16 protein-coding genes are annotated in these 18590 nt (G+C 45.0%); 10 read left to right on the top strand and 6 right to left on the bottom strand.

Features of this window, described 5'->3' with window-relative positions:
- Positions 1-1371, bottom strand: a 1371-nt coding sequence (frdA, locus tag B5D54_RS11775; protein ID WP_078926737.1) for a fumarate reductase (quinol) flavoprotein subunit, incomplete at its 3' end; no start/stop codon positions are given.
- A 312-nt stretch (positions 1372-1683) separates the two neighbouring features.
- On the opposite strand from frdA, the gene epmA reads away from it, so the two are divergent.
- The 5 genes from epmA (at position 1684) to cysE (ending at position 5929) form a co-directional block, all read left to right on the top strand.
- Complete coding sequence (gene epmA / locus B5D54_RS11770) at positions 1684-2658, top strand: elongation factor P--(R)-beta-lysine ligase (protein WP_078926736.1); 975 nt, start codon at positions 1684-1686, stop codon at positions 2656-2658.
- Between the two features lie 71 nt (positions 2659-2729).
- Complete coding sequence (locus B5D54_RS11765; protein ID WP_078926735.1) at positions 2730-3164, top strand: rhodanese-like domain-containing protein; 435 nt, start codon at positions 2730-2732, stop codon at positions 3162-3164.
- Between the two features lie 168 nt (positions 3165-3332).
- Positions 3333-3803, top strand: coding sequence for a protein-export chaperone SecB (secB, locus tag B5D54_RS11760; protein WP_078926734.1), 471 nt, complete (start codon positions 3333-3335; stop codon positions 3801-3803).
- Positions 3804-3960: 157 nt separating this feature from the next.
- A complete protein-coding gene (gene gpsA, locus B5D54_RS11755) occupies positions 3961-4995 on the top strand; it encodes an NAD(P)H-dependent glycerol-3-phosphate dehydrogenase (protein WP_078926733.1) in 1035 nt (344 codons plus the stop codon).
- A gap of 112 nt (positions 4996-5107) precedes the next feature.
- Positions 5108-5929: a serine O-acetyltransferase gene (gene cysE / locus B5D54_RS11750; RefSeq protein ID WP_078926732.1), complete on the top strand. Its 822-nt coding sequence runs from the start codon at positions 5108-5110 to the stop codon at positions 5927-5929.
- Between the two features lie 82 nt (positions 5930-6011).
- On the opposite strand, the gene B5D54_RS11745 is transcribed toward cysE, so the two are convergent.
- From B5D54_RS11745 to argE, 3 genes are all read right to left on the bottom strand, one after another.
- On the bottom strand, positions 6012-6551 hold the full coding sequence (locus B5D54_RS11745; RefSeq protein ID WP_078926731.1) for a PadR family transcriptional regulator: 540 nt from the start codon (positions 6549-6551) through the stop codon (positions 6012-6014).
- A gap of 361 nt (positions 6552-6912) precedes the next feature.
- Positions 6913-9546 (bottom strand): phosphoenolpyruvate carboxylase, encoded by a 2634-nt coding sequence (gene ppc, locus B5D54_RS11740; RefSeq protein WP_078926730.1) that lies wholly within the window; start codon positions 9544-9546, stop codon positions 6913-6915.
- A gap of 225 nt (positions 9547-9771) precedes the next feature.
- Positions 9772-10908 carry an acetylornithine deacetylase gene (gene argE, locus B5D54_RS11735; RefSeq protein ID WP_078926729.1) on the bottom strand — a complete coding sequence of 379 codons (1137 nt, stop codon included), beginning with the start codon at positions 10906-10908 and terminating at the stop codon, positions 9772-9774.
- Between the two features lie 157 nt (positions 10909-11065).
- Between argE and argC the strand changes: the two genes are divergently transcribed.
- The 4 genes from argC to argH all read left to right on the top strand — a co-directional run bounded on the left by argC (position 11066) and on the right by argH (position 16284).
- Positions 11066-12070 carry an N-acetyl-gamma-glutamyl-phosphate reductase gene (gene argC, locus B5D54_RS11730; protein ID WP_078926742.1) on the top strand — a complete coding sequence of 335 codons (1005 nt, stop codon included), beginning with the start codon at positions 11066-11068 and terminating at the stop codon, positions 12068-12070.
- A 10-nt stretch (positions 12071-12080) separates the two neighbouring features.
- Entirely contained in the window at positions 12081-12869 is a 789-nt protein-coding gene (argB, locus tag B5D54_RS11725; protein WP_078926728.1) for an acetylglutamate kinase, read from the top strand.
- Positions 12870-12960: 91 nt separating this feature from the next.
- Entirely contained in the window at positions 12961-14178 is a 1218-nt protein-coding gene (locus B5D54_RS11720) for an argininosuccinate synthase (RefSeq protein WP_078926727.1), read from the top strand.
- Between the two features lie 231 nt (positions 14179-14409).
- The gene (argH, locus tag B5D54_RS11715) at positions 14410-16284 is read left to right on the top strand and encodes an argininosuccinate lyase (protein ID WP_078926726.1); all 1875 of its coding nucleotides are present in this window, start codon (positions 14410-14412) and stop codon (positions 16282-16284) included.
- A 139-nt stretch (positions 16285-16423) separates the two neighbouring features.
- Here the strand turns inward: argH and B5D54_RS11710 are convergent, their stop codons facing one another.
- Both B5D54_RS11710 and B5D54_RS11705 read right to left on the bottom strand, forming a co-directional pair.
- Positions 16424-16693, bottom strand: coding sequence for a DUF3624 domain-containing protein (locus tag B5D54_RS11710; RefSeq protein ID WP_078926725.1), 270 nt, complete (start codon positions 16691-16693; stop codon positions 16424-16426).
- 95 nt (positions 16694-16788) lie between these two features.
- Positions 16789-17520 carry a glutathione peroxidase gene (locus B5D54_RS11705; RefSeq protein WP_078926724.1) on the bottom strand — a complete coding sequence of 244 codons (732 nt, stop codon included), beginning with the start codon at positions 17518-17520 and terminating at the stop codon, positions 16789-16791.
- A 145-nt stretch (positions 17521-17665) separates the two neighbouring features.
- Between B5D54_RS11705 and oxyR the strand changes: the two genes are divergently transcribed.
- A complete protein-coding gene (oxyR, locus tag B5D54_RS11700) occupies positions 17666-18556 on the top strand; it encodes a DNA-binding transcriptional regulator OxyR (protein ID WP_078926723.1) in 891 nt (296 codons plus the stop codon).
- Positions 18557-18590 lie beyond the last annotated feature (34 nt).

The raw sequence follows: 18590 nt of genomic DNA, 5'->3' as shown, positions 1-18590 counted from the left end.
ACCCATTTCAGTTCGGATGGTGGCCCAGTTTTCATCGCCTTCTTGGTTCATCAGCGCGTTAAGACGGGCTTCTACCGCTTTCACTTGTTCTGCGATAGCTTGGTCATTCCAACCTTTGAACGCTTCAGCACGTTGTACGGCATGCTCACCCGCCACCCGGCCAAAGACCACAAATTCTGCCAATGAGTTTGACCCTAAACGGTTGGCTCCGTGCAAGCCCACAGACGCACACTCACCCACAGCAAAAAGACCTTGGATGCGAGTTTCACATTGACCATTGGTTTCAATACCGCCCATGGTGTAATGCACGGTTGGGCGAATTGGGATCGGCTCTTTGGCAGGATCAACGTTGACATAAGCTTTCGCCAGTTCACAGATGAACGGCAGACGCTCTTGCAGATACTCTTCGCCGAGATGGCGTAGATCAAGGTGTACCACATCACCCAGTGGGTGTTTGATGGTGTTGCCTTTTTGCTGTTCATGCCAGAAAGCTTGTGACACTTTGTCTCGTGGGCCAAGTTCCATGTATTTGTTTTTGGGCTGGCCAACCGGAGTTTCTGGCCCCATGCCATAATCTTGTAGGTAGCGGTAACCGTTTTTGTTAACGATGATGCCGCCTTCCCCCCGACAACCTTCAGTCATCAAGATGCCAGTACCGGGTAGACCGGTGGGGTGATATTGGACAAATTCCATATCACGCAGTGGTACACCATGACGATAAGCCATTGCCATACCATCGCCTGTTACGATACCACCGTTGGTATTACAGTGATAAACACGCCCCGCACCACCAGTTGCAAGCACCACTGATTTAGCTTTGATCGTGACCAGTTCACCTTCTGCCATATGAATAGCGATAAGGCCTTGAACTTCACCTTCTACCACCAATAAGTCCACCACAAAGTACTCATCAAAACGGTTGATTTGTGGGTACTTCATTGAAGTTTGGAATAGAGTATGCAGCATATGGAAGCCGGTTTTATCGGCAGCAAACCAAGTCCGCTCGACTTTCATGCCACCAAACCGGCGCACGTTGACTTCCCCGTTGTCTTTACGACTCCAAGGGCAGCCCCATTGCTCCATTTGGATCATTTCACGTGTTGAATTCGCAACGAAATATTCTACGACATCCTGTTCACACAACCAGTCACCACCACCAACGGTATCGTTGAAGTGGTTATCTAAGCTGTCTTCTTCCTTGATAACTGCTGCGGAGCCACCTTCGGCAGCGACCGTATGAGAACGCATTGGGTAAACTTTGGAAATAAGCGCGACTTCCAAGTTTGGGTTTGCTTCAGCCGCTGCAATAGCAGTACGAAGACCAGCGCCACCAGCGCCGATGACTGCGATATCTGTGGTAATCGTTTGCACAGTTATCCTCCAGTGTTGTGATTATTATGGGGATCAGTGTAGTCCCTGATTGTTATGCGTAGCGAGATTCGATTGAAGCAAGGCTTCTTTTTCTGATCAGGCTACCTGTACCAAAGTGGTAGCGTTTAGTTTAGAAGAGGAAGGGTAAGAAAAAATTGATTTTGTTAGGCTTTTGCTCCGGTAATGAAAGAGTAAGCATACTTATTATTCTTTGTGTGATATTAATCACAAAATTAAACCCAGCTTCACTGGTTGGGTTTTTTGTTTTCAGCGAGTAAAATACGTTTTTCTTAGGATTAACCTACCGTATTTATGAATCAGTCATTATGGATGCCAAGTGCATCAATTCAACAACTTCGGAAGCGTGCGCGTTTATTGCAGAATATTCGCCTGTTTTTTGCTGAGCGAGAAGTATTAGAGGTGGAAACACCGGCGATTAGCCATGCGACAGTGACGGATATTCATTTACAAACGTTTCAAACAGAATTTGTTGGCCCAGGTTATGCGCAAGGAAAAAAACTTTATTTAATGACCAGCCCTGAATTTCATATGAAGCGGCTGTTGGCGGCAGGAAGTGGGTCCATTTATCAATTGGGTAAGGCCTTTCGAAATGAAGAAAATGGCCGTTACCATAACCCAGAATTTACTATGCTTGAGTGGTATCGAGTCGGCTTTGATCATCATAACTTAATGGATGAGGTCGATGCGCTATTGCAAACGGTTCTTTCGACTTCAAGTGCAGGCAGAATCACCTATCAGCAGGTTTTTCAAAACGTGTTATCGGTATGCCCGTTAGAAAGTACCATGACGGAACTTAAGCAAGCCGCTGAGAGGTTGGGGCTGAGTGATATTGCGCAGCCAGAGCAAGATAGAGATACCTTATTACAGTTGCTGTTTAGTATCGGGATTGAACCGCATATTGGTCAGCAGGTGCCGATTTTTGTCTACGATTTCCCAGCATCACAGGCGGCATTAGCTAAAGTTAATCCTCAAGATCCTCGTGTTGCGGACCGCTTTGAAGTCTATTTTAAGGGAATTGAGTTAGCGAACGGGTTTCATGAGTTGGATGATCCGCAAGAGCAACGTACCCGTTTTGAACAGGATAATGCTAAGCGCCTTATGATGGGGTTGGTTGAGCAGCCGATTGATGATCACTTAATTGCCGCGTTAGAGGCAGGTTTACCCCCTTGTTCGGGGGTGGCTCTGGGAATTGATCGACTGATCATGCTGGCTCTGGGTGAAGATCATATCGATAAGATCACGGCTTTTCCGTTTCCTCGTGCTTAGCACTCGCGTCAGGCTAGCAACCTCGTTATACTTCATCACTGTTTTGAACCACCATTGCAAGAGCACAGGATATGCAAGAGTACATACAGTTTTTCCAACAAAATATGATTTTATCCCTCGCTTGGGTTGGCGTTTTTGTTGCCTTGATTCTTAATATTTATAAGTCTTCAACCGCAGTATTTAAAGAAATCAGCCCTTCTCAAGTGACTCATTTGATGAACCGTGAAAACGGCATTGTCGTTGATATCCGGACGAAAGATGAGTTTAAGCAAGGGCATATTACCGATGCTGTTCACATTTTACCGTCAGAAATTAAGGCCGGTAACTTAGTTGGGATTGAAAAACATAAAGCAGACCCCATTATTGTGGTATGCAAAACAGGCCATGCTGCGCGAGAGATCGCCACTGTGTTGGTTAAAGCTGGTTTTGAAAATGTCAGCTTGTTAAAGAATGGATTAGTCGCGTGGAGCGACGCCAAGTTGCCCCTTGTTCGCGGCAAGAAGTAGATCTTGCCGTTAGGTTCTACCGAGGCTGATGAATAAATCAGCGCTCATCTACACGAGTTGTGATGTTTGCCACGTATTCGGTCTTTCATCTAGTGATTTTATCCACTCTCGTTTAGTCTCAGAACACTCACTTTCTTATCCGAATTGAACAGTATTAAGGACGAAATTATGGCTGAAGCCGCACAACAACAAGCCCCACAACAAAATTTTGCCATTCAACGTATTTTCCTAAAAGACGTCTCTTTTGAAGCGCCAAACTCACCGACTATGTTCCAAAAAGAGTGGAATCCAGATGTGAAACTGGATCTTGATACTCAGAGTCGTGAGCTAGGCGAAGGCGTTTATGAAGTGGTATTACGCCTCACCGTTACCGTAAAAAATGCAGAAGAGACGGCTTTTCTATGTGAAGTTCAACAAGGTGGGATTTTTACCGCAGAGCAGATGGATGCGGGTCAATTGGCTCACTGTTTGGGTGCTTTCTGTCCTAACATCCTGTTCCCTTATGCGCGTGAAACCATTTCTAGCCTAGTCGTGAAAGGTACTTTCCCACAATTAAACTTGGCTCCGGTCAACTTTGATGCGCTCTTTATGAATTACCTACAACAGCAAGCCACGAGTGAGGCAGCAAGCGAAGCATAATCCGTTACGGTTTTTTGCCTCAATGTAAGGTAACATACAATGCACAGAGCAGCTCATTGAGTGATGCGATGTGCATTTTTATTTCTTCCAGAATTAAGTGGCGTTTCCAGTTTATCCCTTTTGGCAGCAACACGATGGCTATCTATCAGGCGGAAAGATGACAAACCCAAAGACAAATAGTGTCTACGCAAAAGCAATTAGCATGACGGTGATCGGTGCAGGTTCTTATGGAACCGCTCTAGCCATTTCTTTGGCTCGTAATGGGGCTAATATCGTGCTATGGGGGCATGAACCCGATCACATGGCGCGCTTGCAAGCCGATAGAGCGAACCATGAATTTCTACCGGGAATCGAATTTCCTTCTAGCTTAATTGTGGAATCCGATCTTGCTAAAGCTGTACAAGCCAGCCGAGATCTGTTGATTGTGGTTCCTAGCCATGTTTTTGGCCTTGTCTTGCGCAGTTTACAACCATATTTACGTGAAGATAGCCGGATTTGTTGGGCAACCAAAGGATTAGAGCCAGAAACTGGGCGATTATTACAGGATGTTGCGTATGAAGTAGTTGGGCATGATATTCCTCTAGCGGTTCTTTCTGGGCCAACGTTTGCTAAAGAACTGGCAATGGGAATGCCAACGGCGATTTCAGTTGCTTCACCTGATGCGCAGTTTGTGGAAGAGTTACAGGAAAAAATTCACTGTAGTAAAACCTTTCGGGTGTATGCCAATAGTGACTTTATTGGTATACAACTGGGGGGGGCGGTGAAAAATGTTATCGCTATTGGTGCGGGAATGTCAGATGGTATTGGCTTTGGTGCGAATGCCCGCACCGCACTAATCACCCGCGGTTTAGCTGAAATGTGTCGGTTAGGTGCTGCATTGGGAGCACAAGCAGAAACCTTCATGGGGATGGCTGGGTTAGGTGACTTAGTGTTAACCTGTACTGACAATCAGTCTCGAAATCGTCGTTTTGGCTTGGCTCTGGGGCAAGGAAAAGAAGTGGAGTCGGCACAACAGGAAATAGGCCAAGTGGTGGAAGGTTACCGCAATACCAAAGAAGTGTGGCTGCTGGCTCAACGAATGGGGGTTGAAATGCCCATCGTTGAGCAAATTTACCAAGTATTATATCAGGGAAAAGATGCTCGTTTGGCGGCGCAAGATTTACTTGCCCGTGATAAAAAAGCGGAACGATAACGACGTATAATGTCTGTTGAACAACAGCGGACGGGAAAAAAGCGAAGTGAAAGACAGACATTTCATCATTACGTACAATCTGTAGTGAAGCTTCGTAGGGGCAGAAGAAACCATGAAACATTGCGCACAAGTTAAAGTTTGGCAAACCATTATTAAAGAAGCGCGTGAGCAATCTGAGCAAGAGCCAATGCTGGCGAGCTTTTATCATGCGACGATCATCAAGCACGACAGTTTATCTGCCGCATTAAGCTATATCTTGGCGAATAAACTCAGCACGGCATCGATGCCCGCAATGGCGGTGCGTGAAGTGGTTGAAGAAGCGTTTGCTTCCGATCCTAAAATTGCAGAGTCCGCCGCTTGTGATATTTGTGCGACGGTTAACCGTGACCCAGCGGTTTCTATGTATTCAATGCCATTACTGTATTTGAAAGGTTACCATGCTTTGCAAGGTTATCGTGTGGCGAATTGGTTATGGAAACAAGGGCGTATTGCGTTAGCTACGTATCTGCAGAATCAAATTTCAGTGGCGTGTCAGGTGGATATTCACCCTGCCGCTAAGATTGGTCGAGGCATTATGCTTGACCATGCGACAGGCATCGTTATTGGTGAAACCGCCGTAGTGGAAAATGATGTCTCTATTTTGCAAGATGTGACCTTAGGCGGAACGGGTAAAGAAGGGGGCGATCGTCATCCAAAAATCCGTGAAGGCGTGATGATCGGTGCCGGAGCAAAAATACTCGGTAATATCGAAGTGGGAGAAGGGGCGAAAATCGGCTCTTGTTCAGTAGTGTTACAACCTGTTCCTGCTCATACCACGGTCGCTGGTGTACCTGCGCGTATCGTTGGACGACCGAAAACGGATAAGCCTTCATTAGATATGGATCAGCAGTTTAATGGGCGTTCTCAAACCTTTATGGGTGGAGATGGCATTTAATACCACTTCAACGCGAGATGGTTGATGCTAATAAAAAAGATGATGCACTCTGGCATCATCTTTTTTTATGCGGCTTATTGGCTTAAGCCATCTGTTCAAATTCAGCAATCACTTCTTCTGCCCAACTAATCCATGCTTGGCGAGTGAATAAATTCCGACGTAGCGTTAAACGTTCTAGACGTTGCTGTTTATCCATCATGGCGGGGTTAGCGTAGTAAGCGGCTTCAATTTCTTGATAATGAATAACTAATTTGCGTGACTCTTCAATTAATTCACGTAATTGGGCGAGATAAGGCGTGGCGGACTGTACCGAGCAGGCCATGAGTTTTGCACTAAACTCATCTCTAACGGTCGGGTGAGCGGTTGGTTGATCAAACCATTCGCCTAATGCAGCTCGGCCTGCATCCGTAATGGAATAAACTTTACGATCGGGTTTCCCTTCTTGAGGCTCTAGTACGCAAGTCACTAAACCTTGTTGCCCCATTTTATTCAGTTCTCGATAAACTTGTTGGTGACTGGCTTTCCAGAAATAGCCAATACTGGCAGAAAACTCTTTAGTGATATCGTACCCAGTGGCGTCACGGGTACTAAGAACAGTGAGTATAACGTGTGGTAATGACATGTCTTCAATCCAAATGGTTAATAAACTTCACAAATAGACTTAACCATCTCGTGTGCTTCTATTGGCACTCTGTGACGTAAGGTATCAGTCTTATCTCAGTAATCCAGTACTGAGAAGTGTCACCTTTAAAGCCGTTTATCACCTAGAATTGATATGTCTTTGCATATCTGACTGCGATTTGGAATATTTAAAAGAATATCGCAAGAGCGGAGTAGTATATCTAAATAATAAGCATAAAGTAGAATAAAAAAGTTATTTGCTTCAAAAAACTGATATTATTCTCAATAAAATATAGCTATAAAAATAAAAGGCCACAATGATGTGGCCTTTTGTAATGAATTAGTATTTTATGCTGCCGATCTTAACCAGTGTTGCGCATTCCAGCTGCAATTCCAGCGATGGTGACCATGAGGGCTTCTTCTAATTCAGGGTCGGATCCTTCAGATTGACGAGTCCGATACAGAAGCTCCGCTTGCAACATGTTGAGTGGCTCAACATAGATGTTACGCAGGCGGATCGATTCATGTCCCCAAGGATCACTTTGCATCAAGTTCTCATTATTTTCGACATTTAAGACCGCTTTAATGTCTTTTTGTAGTTGAGCGCGTAAGCGTTCTCCCAGCGGACGTAAAGAGGCCTCGACTAAACGTTCATCATAATAGCGAGAAATATCAATGTTACATTTGGTGTACACCATTTCCAGCATTCCCAAACGTGTAGAGAAGAATGGCCACTCACGGCACATTTCTTCTAGCAAGGCTTGATGGCCTTTATCGATGGAGTACTGAATCGCTTCACCGGCACCCAGCCAAGCGGGCAGTACTAAACGGTTTTGGCTCCATGAGAAGATCCATGGAATAGCACGCAAGCTTTCTACCCCACCGCTTGGATTTCGTTTTGCAGGGCGAGAGCCGAGTGGCAGTTTGCCAAGCTCTTGTTCTGGTGTCGCTTGACGGAAGTAGGGAACAAAGTCAGGCTCACCACGAACCACGGCTCGGTAGGCTTCGCAAGAGACTTCAGATAGCACTTCCATCAGATCGCGCCATTCTTGTTTTGGCTCGGGAGGCGGTAGTAGATTGGCTTCTAAAATGGCACTGGCATAGAGGTTAAAGCTATTGACAGCCACTTCAGGTAAGCCAAGTTTAAAGCGGATCATTTCCCCTTGCTCGGTAACGCGTAGCCCACCTTGTAAACTTTTGGGTGGCTGAGAAAGCAGTGCAGCATGAGCCGGAGCCCCCCCACGACCAATGGTACCACCGCGACCGTGGAAGAGTGTTAGTTCAACACCTTCGTCTTCGGCCACTTTCACTAAGGCTTCCATAGCGCTGTACTGAGCCCAGCCAGCAGACATGACGCCCGCATCTTTTGCTGAGTCCGAGTAGCCGATCATGACCATTTGATGGTTTTGGATAAAACCACGGTAAAGGTCAATGCTCATTAATTGTTTAATGACGCTTTCTGCATTGTTTAAATCTTCCAACGTTTCAAACAGTGGGCAGACATCCATGCGGTATGGGCAGCCAGATTCTTGTAATAGCAAGTGGACGGCTAAGACATCAGAGGCGGTTCTTGCCATCGAGATGACATAAGCACCAAAGGCATCACGCGGTTGAGCTGCGATGATTTTACAGGTATCTAATACTTCTTTTACTGGTTCGGATGGTTCCCAGTCGAGAGGTAATAGTGGCCGCTTAGAACTTAATTCATTGGTTAGGAAAGCGATTTTATCTTGTTCGCTCCATTGATCATAATCACCAATGCCCAAGTAGCGCGTTAATTCTGATAATACATCCGAGTGGCGAGTGCTTTCTTGACGAATATCGAGACGAACTAAATGTACACCGAATGCTTTGACGCGGCGAAGGGTGTCAAGCAAGGAACCATCGGCAATGACACCCATTCCACATTCGTGTAGTGAGCGGTAACAAGCATAGAGAGGATCCCAAAGCTGACTGATGTTTTGTAAGGGGGCTTTGACCGCAAGCTTTTGACCATGGATTTTACTATCCAAAATCGCTAGGGTGTCTTGCAACAGGGAACGAATGCCTTTGAGTACCGCACGATAAGGTTCGTGAACATCTTCGCCGGCCAATGCGCGCAAGGCATCATTGCATTTGGTCATAGACAGTTCACTGATTAATTCATTGATATCCGTAAGGTATAAATCGGCGGCTTTCCAGCGAGAGAGCAGTAACACTTCACGAGTAATGGTGTGGGTAACAAATGGGTTTCCATCTCGGTCTCCTCCCATCCATGATGAGAAGTGAACCGGACGCGCATCAATCGGAAGCCCTTCACCTAAGTAACCTTTTACGCTTTCATCCAACTCACGTAAAAACTCAGGAACCGCTTGCCACAAAGAGTTTTCAACCACAGCAAAGCCCCATTTCGCTTCATCAAGCGGGGTGGGGCGTTGTTTGCGAATCACATCAGAATGCCAACCTTGAGCGATAAGCTGTTCTAATCGACGCTCAGTTTTATGGCGTTCTTTCGTCGAAAGGTCAGTCAATTCTAATTCAGACAGACATTCGTTGATTTTCACCAAGTTGTTAATCATGGTGCGACGAGTGATTTCTGTCGGGTGTGCCGTGAGCACTAATTCAATATTGAGATCACGGATCGCCTGTGCGCTGTCTAATTTGCTGATGTGGTTATCGGCTAATTTAGCAAATAAGCTTTGCAGCGCATCAGGTTCATTGGAATGCTCACCACCATGGCGAGAAATCGTATGGTATTGATCGGCAATATTGGTGAGGTTGAGAAATTGGTTAAATGCACGAGCAACGGGTGTCAATTGGTCGTTTTTTAAATTCTTAATCTCTTCAATGAGCTGTTCACGATCAGCTTGATTACCTGCACGTGCGGATTTGGATAGTTGTCGGATGGTTTCTACTTTTTCTAAAATAACGTCACCATCCGCATCTTGGATAGTTTGCCCTAGTAGTTGGCCCAGCATTCTTACGTTACTTTTCAGAGCGGCGTACTTTTCATTCATTGTCATCCTGCCTTGTAAAAAAATTACATCCAATGTTCTTCTGTTTAATTACACAATCTAGCGAAGTTTGTCCAGTATAGTCAAACAAAGCAGACTAAGATTTCATTTATCGATATGGAGTAAATGTTGAATGATGTGTAATAAAATGTCAGATATTGTTGAAATTTTCTTACAATTTCTCCTGAGTGATGATTCATGACTCAGGAGAAATAAGGATTTTAGATATTAAAAGCAATATTTCCGCATCGCTTGGCAAAGAATATGGATAGTGGGCTCGATAAATTCAAACGCTAAGAACTCATCTGGCTGGTGGGCTTGATCAATGGAACCGGGTCCCAATACTAGTGTTGGGCAGAGCTGCTGTAAAAAGGGAGCTTCTGTGCAGTAATTTACGGTTTGAGCCGGTTGCTGACAAAGTTCACTGACGCCATGGATAAACGGGTGATCATGTGGGCATTCATAACCTGGGATTGCCTCATGCAGAGGCTCGATAGCAATACGGCCAGGCCATTTATCTTGCACCTCTTTTAGGGCACCACGGAGCAAATTATCTAACCCATCCAAACTGATGCCCGGCAGTGGGCGAACATCATAATGGAGCTCACAACAGCCACAAATTCGGTTGGGGCTATCCCCACCATGAATATGGCCGAGGTTTAAGGTTGGGTGAGGAATGTCAAAGCCTGGATGGCGATATTCTTTGATCAATTTATCGCGCAGTTGCATCAAAGCAAACATCACTTCATACATGATCTCTATTGCGTTAACCCCTAACGCAGGATTGGAGGAGTGCCCCGATTGTCCGGTCACTCGAATGGCATTAGCCACGTGGCCTTTATGGCCATACACAGGAACCAAACTGGTGGGTTCACCAATAATACAGTAGTCAGGCTGACAAGAGGGGTGCTGGGTAAAATGACGAGCACCTAACATGGTCGTTTCTTCATCACAGGTGGCCAAGACATATAACGGTTTTTTCTGCTGACTCCAATCAAGAGTTTTGACGGCTTCAAAAATAAAAGCAAAAAATCCTTTCATGTCGGCAGTGCCTAGACCATAGAAACGATTATTGGCTTCTGTGAGAGCATGAGGATTGAAATTCCAGCGCCCTTCGTCAAAAGGAACGGTATCACTGTGGCCGGAAAGCAATAATCCACCTTCACCTTCGCCTTTTTTACCCAGTAAGTTGTATTTACCAGGGGCAATCTCACTAACCTCAACCTTAAAGCCAAGTGCAGTTAGCCAATCAGCCAGTTTGGTGATGACCTGTTCGTTACCTTGATCCCACTTTGGATCGGTGGAGCTAATTGAAGAGGTTGAAATGAGACCTTCATAAACCTCAAGGAAGCTGGGTAATGGCATATTATCTTGGCTCCTACTATTGACAGAATAACGCTGAGAATGTAAAACACATATTAAATCACTTTTTATGAATAAAAAACCATTTAAAGCGGTATTTGTTTAAATGAATAATCATTTTGTTAATATGGTTTTTTACCCGAATGTTGGATGTGTTGAGATGCTAAAAACGATAATCATCGGTGCAAGCGGTTATACCGGAGCGGAGCTCGCTCTGATGGTAAAAAAACACCCAAAGCTCACGCTATCAGGTTTATATGTTTCCGCCAATAGTGTCGATGCAGGAAAGTCTATTGGTCAACTGCATGGAAAGCTTGCTGGCTTATTGGATATGCCCGTGCAGCCTTTGGTGGATGTTGAACCAGTAGCGAAATCGTGTGATGTCGTTTTCTTAGCGACAGCACATGAAGTGAGCCATGACCTTGCCCCCCTATTTCTGGCACAAGGTTGTCAGGTTTTTGATTTATCCGGTGCTTATCGGGTTCAGGATGAAGCTTTCTATACCCAATTTTATGGATTTAAACATCAGCATCATGCATGGTTGGAGAAAGCGGCCTATGGCTTGGCAGAATGGAATGCCTCTGCGATTGCTGAAAGTCAGTTAGTGGCGGTGGCGGGATGTTATCCCACCGCTTCTCAGTTGGCGGTGAAACCTTTACTGGTTGAAGGGCTTATCGATGAAACTCAGTGGCCAGTAATTAATGCCGTGAGTGGCGTTTCTGGTGCGGGTCGTAAAGCCACCATGACCAACAGTTTTTGCGAAGTGAGTTTGCAACCTTACGGTGTTTTTACTCATCGTCACCAACCAGAAATTGCTGCTCATTTGGGTTGTGATGTGATATTCACACCACACTTAGGCAATTTTAAACGGGGAATTTTAGCGACGATTACCATGAAGTTAGCTCAAGGAGCCAACGAAAATCAGGTTGCGCAAGCCTTCATGAACGCTTACCAAGGTAAACCCGCGGTGCGTTTACACAGTACCACACTGCCTCGCATTCAAGATGTGGAATTAACACCATTTTGTGATATTGGTTGGAAGGTCAGTGGCGAGCATATTATTGTGGTTTCCGCGATTGATAACTTGTTGAAAGGAGCGTCAAGCCAAGCCATGCAGTGTTTAAATATTCATTATGGCTTTGATGAGCTTACTGCTTTAGTGTAAAGGATGAAACATGACGGATAAGCAAAATCCACTGGTCGTTAAGTTAGGTGGGGCAGCACTTTCTTGTGCTGAGACATTAAGTAAATTATTTGGAGCGATTGCCCAATATCAGAAGCAAGCCCAGCGACCGATTGTGATTGTTCATGGCGGAGGTTACTTAGTCGATGAGCTGATGGAAAAGCTGCAACTCAAAACCGTGAAAAAAGAGGGGCTGCGAGTGACGCCTTATGATCAGATCCCTGTGATCACTGGTGCACTTGCTGGAACGGCCAATAAAATGTTGCAAGGGCAGGCGATTAAAGATGGGCTTAATGCTGTTGGCCTGTGTTTAGCCGACGGTGGATTATGCCATATTGAACAACTGGACCCAGAGTTAGGCGCGGTAGGGTTGGCAACACCGGGTAACCCTGCGGTGGTTCAAGCCTTGTTAAAGGTTGGGGTTGTGCCGATCATCAGCTCGATTGGTTTAACGGATGATGGCGAGATGATGAATGTCAATGCTGATCAAGCTGCGGTTGCGGTTGCGGGAGCATTGGATGCGGAATTGGTGTTGCTCTCTGATGTGAGTGGTGTACTTGATGGAAAAGGTCATGTACTCGCTAGCCTTGATGAGCAGCAAGCGGATGCCCTGATTGCGGGTAAAGTCATTACGGATGGCATGATAGTCAAAGTAAAAGCTGCACTAGGAGCGGCAAATGATCTTGGTCGTCCTATTGAAGTCGCCACTTGGCGATACCCTGAAAAATTGAGTAAATTGTTTGCAGGAGAGAGTATCGGAACCCGCTTCCTACCTCGTTAACAGCTCGATTAATCGTAAAAACATAGTGAATTAATGGACGTCACCCTGAGCACTGACCGCCAAGCGCAGAGCCAGGATTTGGAGAGATAAAATGAGTAAAGTACAAGTAAAGAAAGTGGTTGTTGCATATTCTGGCGGTCTAGATACCTCAGTTATTATTCCATGGTTAAAAGAAAACTATGGTTGTGAAGTGGTCGCTTTTGTCGCAGATGTGGGGCAAGGTGCAGAAGAGCTGGTCGGCATTGAAGAAAAAGCCATCGCCTCCGGTGCTTCTGAATGTTATGTCGTGGATCTCAAAGATGAACTGGTTAAAGATTATATTTACCCAACCCTGAAAACGGGAGCTTACTATGAAGGTAAATATCTACTTGGTACCTCCATGGCACGCCCTGTTATTGCGAAAGCACAAGTCGAGATTGCACGTAAAGTCGGTGCAGATGCACTCGCGCATGGTTGTACCGGCAAGGGTAATGACCAAGTTCGTTTTGAAGGCGCTTTTGCGGCTTTAGCTCCAGATTTGCATGTGATTGCACCATGGCGCGAGTGGGATCTTGTTAGCCGTGAAGAGTGTCTCGATTACCTTGCTGAGCGTAATATTCCCTGTGCCGCTTCTCTTACTAAAATTTATTCGCGTGATGCAAACGCATGGCATATCTCAACCGAGGGTGGCGTGTTAGAAAGTACATGGAATGCGCCGAACGAAGATTGCTGGGTGTGGACCGTTGATCCTGAGCAAGCCCCTAATGAGGCTGAATATGTAACACTCAAAGTTGAAAAAGGGGAAGTGGTAGCGGTGGATGGACAGTCGCTCTCTCCTTATCAAGCTTTAGTTTACTTAAATGAAAAAGGTGCAAAACACGGGGTTGGGCGTATTGATATCGTTGAAAACCGTTTAGTGGGAATGAAGTCTCGTGGTTGCTATGAAACCCCTGGAGGCACCATTATGATGGAAGCACTACGTGCCGTTGAACAATTAGTGTTGGATAAAGCTTCTTTTGAATTCCGTGAGGAACTCGGTATTAAAGCTTCGCATCTTGTCTATGATGGCCGTTGGTTTACTCCATTACGTCAGTCTGTTTTTGCCGCTGCGGAAGCGTTGGCAGAAGATGTGAATGGTGAAGTGGTGATTAAACTTTACAAAGGGCAAGCAACAGCCACACAAAAACGTTCAGAAAATAGTTTATATTCTGAAGAGTTTGCAACCTTTGGCGCTGATGATGTTTATGACCAAAGCCATGCTGGTGGCTTTATCCGTCTTTATTCTTTGTCTAGCCGCATTAAAGCATTAAATGCGGCAAGCAAGAAATAGCATTAAAATAAATAATCAGAAATAGCGTATCGATGGTGGCCCGTTTGCTTTGCAAGCGGGCTTTATTTTTAATATTGAGCAGGGTTGTTTGAATAAATATGTTTTAAAAGTGAATTTTTACTTTATTTTTTATTCAACTTCCCGTAACTTTGCAAGAAGCAATAATTGCCTGATTCAGGCTAGATAACATTGAAGCATAGCAAATGAATAGTGAGCATTAGGAGAAACGCAATGGCATTGTGGGGCGGAAGATTTACCCAAGCAGCAGATACAAGATTCAAAGAGTTTAATGATTCATTGCGCTTCGACTATCGATTGGCTGAGCAAGACATTATCGGCTCCATTGCTTGGTCTAAAGCTCTGTTATCGGTCAACGTTTTGACAGAAGAAGAGCAGCAAAAGTTAGAGCTGGCACTTAATGAGTTAAAGCTAGAAGTAATGGAAGACCCTCAACAGATTTTGCTGTCTGATGCGGAAGATATTCATTCTTGGGTTGAGCAGCAACTGATCGGCAAAGTGGGGGATTTAGGCAAAAAACTGCATACAGGTCGCTCACGTAATGATCAAGTTGCTACTGATTTAAAGCTTTGGTGTCGCCAACAAGGGCAACAATTATTATTGGCGCTTGATCGTTTGCAGAGCCAAATGGTGGCGGTTGCGCGGGAACATCAAGGTACAGTGTTACCAGGCTATACCCATTTGCAGCGTGCTCAGCCCGTGACATTTGCTCACTGGTGTTTGGCTTATGTTGAAATGTTTGAACGGGACTATTCACGTTTAAATGATGCGATTAAACGTTTAGATACTTGCCCTCTAGGCTCTGGCGCATTAGCAGGAACGGCTTATGCCATTGATCGTGAAAAATTAGCCTATAACTTAGGATTTCGCCGCGCCACTCGAAATTCACTGGATTCGGTTTCAGACCGTGACCATGTGATGGAATTGATGTCAATTGCATCGATTTCTATGCTGCATCTTTCTCGCCTAGCGGAAGATATGATTTTCTACAACTCTGGAGAATCAGGCTTTATTGAATTAGCTGATACCGTGACATCCGGCTCTTCTTTAATGCCACAGAAGAAAAACCCAGATGCGTTAGAGTTGATTAGAGGAAAAACAGGTCGGGTTTATGGCGCTTTGGCGGGCATGATGATGACAGTAAAAGCACTTCCTCTCGCCTACAACAAAGATATGCAAGAAGACAAAGAAGGCCTCTTTGATGCGCTGGATACTTGGAATGATTGCATGGAAATGGCAGCTTTGTGTTTCGATGGTATTAAAGTCAATGGTGAGCGTACCTTAGAAGCGGCAAAACAGGGCTACGCGAATGCAACGGAACTGGCCGATTACTTAGTTGCGAAAGGGATTCCATTTCGTGAAGCACACCATATTGTTGGTGTGGCTGTGGTCGGCGCGATAGGTAAAGGTTGCGCATTAGAAGAGTTGACGCTTGAAGAATTAAAAGCGTTCTCTGCGGTCATTGAAGACGATGTGTACGCAATACTGACCATTGAATCTTGTTTGGAAAAACGGAGCGCGTTAGGGGGGGTTGCGCCTCACCAAGTCGCTTATGCGGTGGATGAAGCCGAGAAGCGTTTAGCAAAACGGGATACGGCGTCAGTCAAAGTCCGCTCCGCTCGTTTGACCGATATTGAAACCTTAGAAGGCATGGTCGCTTATTGGGCCAATATGGGGGAAAACTTACCTCGGTCACGCAATGAAATTGTGCGTGATATCGGCTCTTTCGTGGTTGCTGAGCATAATGGCGAGATCACGGGGTGTGCTTCCCTGTATGTCTATGACTCTGGATTAGCGGAAATCCGCTCATTAGGGGTAGAAGCGGGTTGGCAAGGTCAAGGGCAAGGATCCGCCATTGTTGATCACTTAGTGAGAAAAGCGCGGCAAATGGCGATCAAAAAAGTGTTTGTGCTTACTCGCACGCCAGAGTTTTTCATGAAGTTAGATTTCATTCCTACCTCCAAAACGTTATTGCCAGAGAAAGTACTGAAAGATTGTGGCCAGTGTCCACGTCAGCATGCTTGTGACGAAGTAGCACTAGAAGTGAACTTAGTGGAACGAATGATCATCAAGACCGAATTGGTGTGATGGAGGCGATGATCTTGCATTAGAAAAAAGATCAATAAAGATCGATTTTCTTGGGAACCATTAAGAAAAAGCTGAGTCTATAACTGTACCACTGCTTTTTCTTAGAATGATCTAAGAGAGCCCTAAAACTCCTTTCGTTTTAGGGCTTTTTTGTTGGAGTCTTTTTTGTTTGATGTCGACGTCGAGGCAAGACGACAAACTTCATCCATAAGTGCAGAAAGAGTAAGGCGTTAAATGCAAAACCTGCAAAGAGTAAGCTAATCGAGCTAATACTGCGTGGGTTCTCTCTAAATAACCAAAACCAGCCCACCCAGCAAACAACCGATAACAGAGTGAGCTGATCCATACAACGCTGGCAGCGGCCTATTTTTTTCCAAAACCAGTGCTCATGACAATCATTGCAAGCCATAGTCCATGTGCTCATGATAAAAAATGGAGTATACGAGATGTTGGTGAAAAAGAAAAAACCCAGTTATCAACTGGGTTTGAAGAAGGCATTGAAGATTACTTTTGTAAAAAGGCTTCTAACTCTTCACTGCCACCGATATGCTTCCCACCAATAAAAATCTGTGGCACGGTAGTACGGCCTGTAATGGCTCGTAAGCTCACGCTCGTGGCGTCTTTACCCAGCACCACTTCTTCATACTGCAAGTTAGAATCAATCAATAATTGTTTTGCTTTGGCGCAGAATGGGCAACCCGGTTTACTAAAGACCGTGATCGACTCTTGGGTTTTGTATTCTGGCGCTACATAATTGAGCATAGTGTCAGCATCAGAGACTTTAAATGGGTCACCAGGTTCATTAGGTTCAATAAACATTTTGTCGATCACCCCATCTTTAACCAGCATACTATAACGCCAAGAACGCTGACCAAAACCCAGATCCTGCTTATCTACCATCATGCCCATTCCTTGAGTAAAGTCGCCATTACCATCTGGAATAAAGGTGATATTGTCTGCTTCTTGGCTCTCTTTCCAAGCATTCATAACAAACGTGTCATTGACTGAAACACAAAGAATGTCATCAATACCGTGTTCTTTGAAAACAGGAAATAGCTCGTTGTAGCGTGGTAAGTGGCTAGAAGAACAGGTTGGTGTAAAAGCACCGGGTAAACTGAAGACGATGACGGTTTTACCGGCAAACAGTTCATCACTTGTGACCGTCACCCAACTGTCTCCTCGGCGAAGTGGGAAAGTAACTTGTGGAATGCGTTGGCCTTCTTTTGCTGCAAACATGATGATTTCCTTATTAGTTTTAACAATACTGAATGAGCTTAACGAATATTGCTCAATATTATTGTGACCATTATACAGAAAACCTTTGATAGACCTAATCGTAAAATGTTATGGTTTTGATAGGCAACTCCTATCTGGAAAGAAAATGAACATTCGAGACTTTGAATACTTAGTCGCTCTTGCGGAACATAAGCATTTTCGCAAAGCGGCAGAAGCTTGTTTTGTAAGCCAGCCGACATTGAGCGGTCAAATCCGTAAGTTGGAAGATGAATTAGGTACGGTATTACTGGAGCGAAGCAGCCGTCGAGTATTGTTTACGGACTCTGGGCTACAACTGGTTGATCAGGCGAAACGTATTTTAGCGGAAATTAAGACGTTTAAAGATATGGCGAGCCAACAGGGGGGCGCGATGAGTGGCCCGATGCATATTGGGTTTATCCCTACATTAGGCCCTTATTTGTTACCTCGCATAATTCCGAGCCTGAAAGAGCACTTTCCTGATCTTGAATTGTACTTACATGAAGCGCAGACCCATCAATTGGTGCAGCAATTGGAAGAAGGCAAACTGGATTGCTTAGTGCTTGCTTCGGTGGAAGAGACTGAACCTTTTAAAGAGATCGATATTTTCTGTGAACCCATGAGTATTGCGGTGCCATGTGATCATGAGTGGTCTCAGCGAAATGAAATCGAAATGTTAGAGCTTAATGGTAAGACTGTACTGGCATTGGGTGATGGGCATTGTTTACGAGATCAAGCCCTCGGGTTTTGTTTTGCCGCAGGAGCTAAAGATGATGAGCGGTTTAAAGCTACCAGTTTAGAAACCTTGCGTAATATGGTTGCTGCAGGTTCTGGTATTACTTTATTGCCTCAGCTTTCTTTACCTGAGGAAAAAGTGAAAGATGGTGTTTGCTATATTAAGGCCGTGAATCCAGAGCCTTCACGTCGGATCGTCTTAGCTTATCGACCGGGATCTCCTTTACGTCAACGTTTTGAACAACTGGCGCAAGCGATGAAAGCGTGCCTCAATCAGCAATAATGGTAAACAATGCGATCAATGGCCACCCGAATAA

The sequence above is a fragment of the Vibrio cincinnatiensis DSM 19608 genome (assembly GCF_900167345.1).
GTDB classification, from domain to species: Bacteria; Pseudomonadota; Gammaproteobacteria; order Enterobacterales; family Vibrionaceae; genus Vibrio; species Vibrio cincinnatiensis.
Note: the sequence above shows the minus strand (reverse complement) of the source record. Positions and strands in the feature narration are given on the sequence as shown.

Coding starts and splice junctions, on each gene's coding strand:
- epmA (WP_078926736.1), top strand. CDS start 1,684: ATGAATCAGTCATTATGGATGCCAAGTGCATCAATTCAACAACTTCGG.
- B5D54_RS11765 (WP_078926735.1), top strand. CDS start 2,730: ATGCAAGAGTACATACAGTTTTTCCAACAAAATATGATTTTATCCCTC.
- secB (WP_078926734.1), top strand. CDS start 3,333: ATGGCTGAAGCCGCACAACAACAAGCCCCACAACAAAATTTTGCCATT.
- gpsA (WP_078926733.1), top strand. CDS start 3,961: ATGACAAACCCAAAGACAAATAGTGTCTACGCAAAAGCAATTAGCATG.
- cysE (WP_078926732.1), top strand. CDS start 5,108: ATGAAACATTGCGCACAAGTTAAAGTTTGGCAAACCATTATTAAAGAA.
- B5D54_RS11745 (WP_078926731.1), bottom strand. CDS start 6,551: ATGTCATTACCACACGTTATACTCACTGTTCTTAGTACCCGTGACGCC.
- ppc (WP_078926730.1), bottom strand. CDS start 9,546: ATGAATGAAAAGTACGCCGCTCTGAAAAGTAACGTAAGAATGCTGGGC.
- argE (WP_078926729.1), bottom strand. CDS start 10,908: ATGCCATTACCCAGCTTCCTTGAGGTTTATGAAGGTCTCATTTCAACC.
- argC (WP_078926742.1), top strand. CDS start 11,066: ATGCTAAAAACGATAATCATCGGTGCAAGCGGTTATACCGGAGCGGAG.
- argB (WP_078926728.1), top strand. CDS start 12,081: ATGACGGATAAGCAAAATCCACTGGTCGTTAAGTTAGGTGGGGCAGCA.
- B5D54_RS11720 (WP_078926727.1), top strand. CDS start 12,961: ATGAGTAAAGTACAAGTAAAGAAAGTGGTTGTTGCATATTCTGGCGGT.
- argH (WP_078926726.1), top strand. CDS start 14,410: ATGGCATTGTGGGGCGGAAGATTTACCCAAGCAGCAGATACAAGATTC.
- B5D54_RS11710 (WP_078926725.1), bottom strand. CDS start 16,693: ATGGCTTGCAATGATTGTCATGAGCACTGGTTTTGGAAAAAAATAGGC.
- B5D54_RS11705 (WP_078926724.1), bottom strand. CDS start 17,520: ATGTTTGCAGCAAAAGAAGGCCAACGCATTCCACAAGTTACTTTCCCA.
- oxyR (WP_078926723.1), top strand. CDS start 17,666: ATGAACATTCGAGACTTTGAATACTTAGTCGCTCTTGCGGAACATAAG.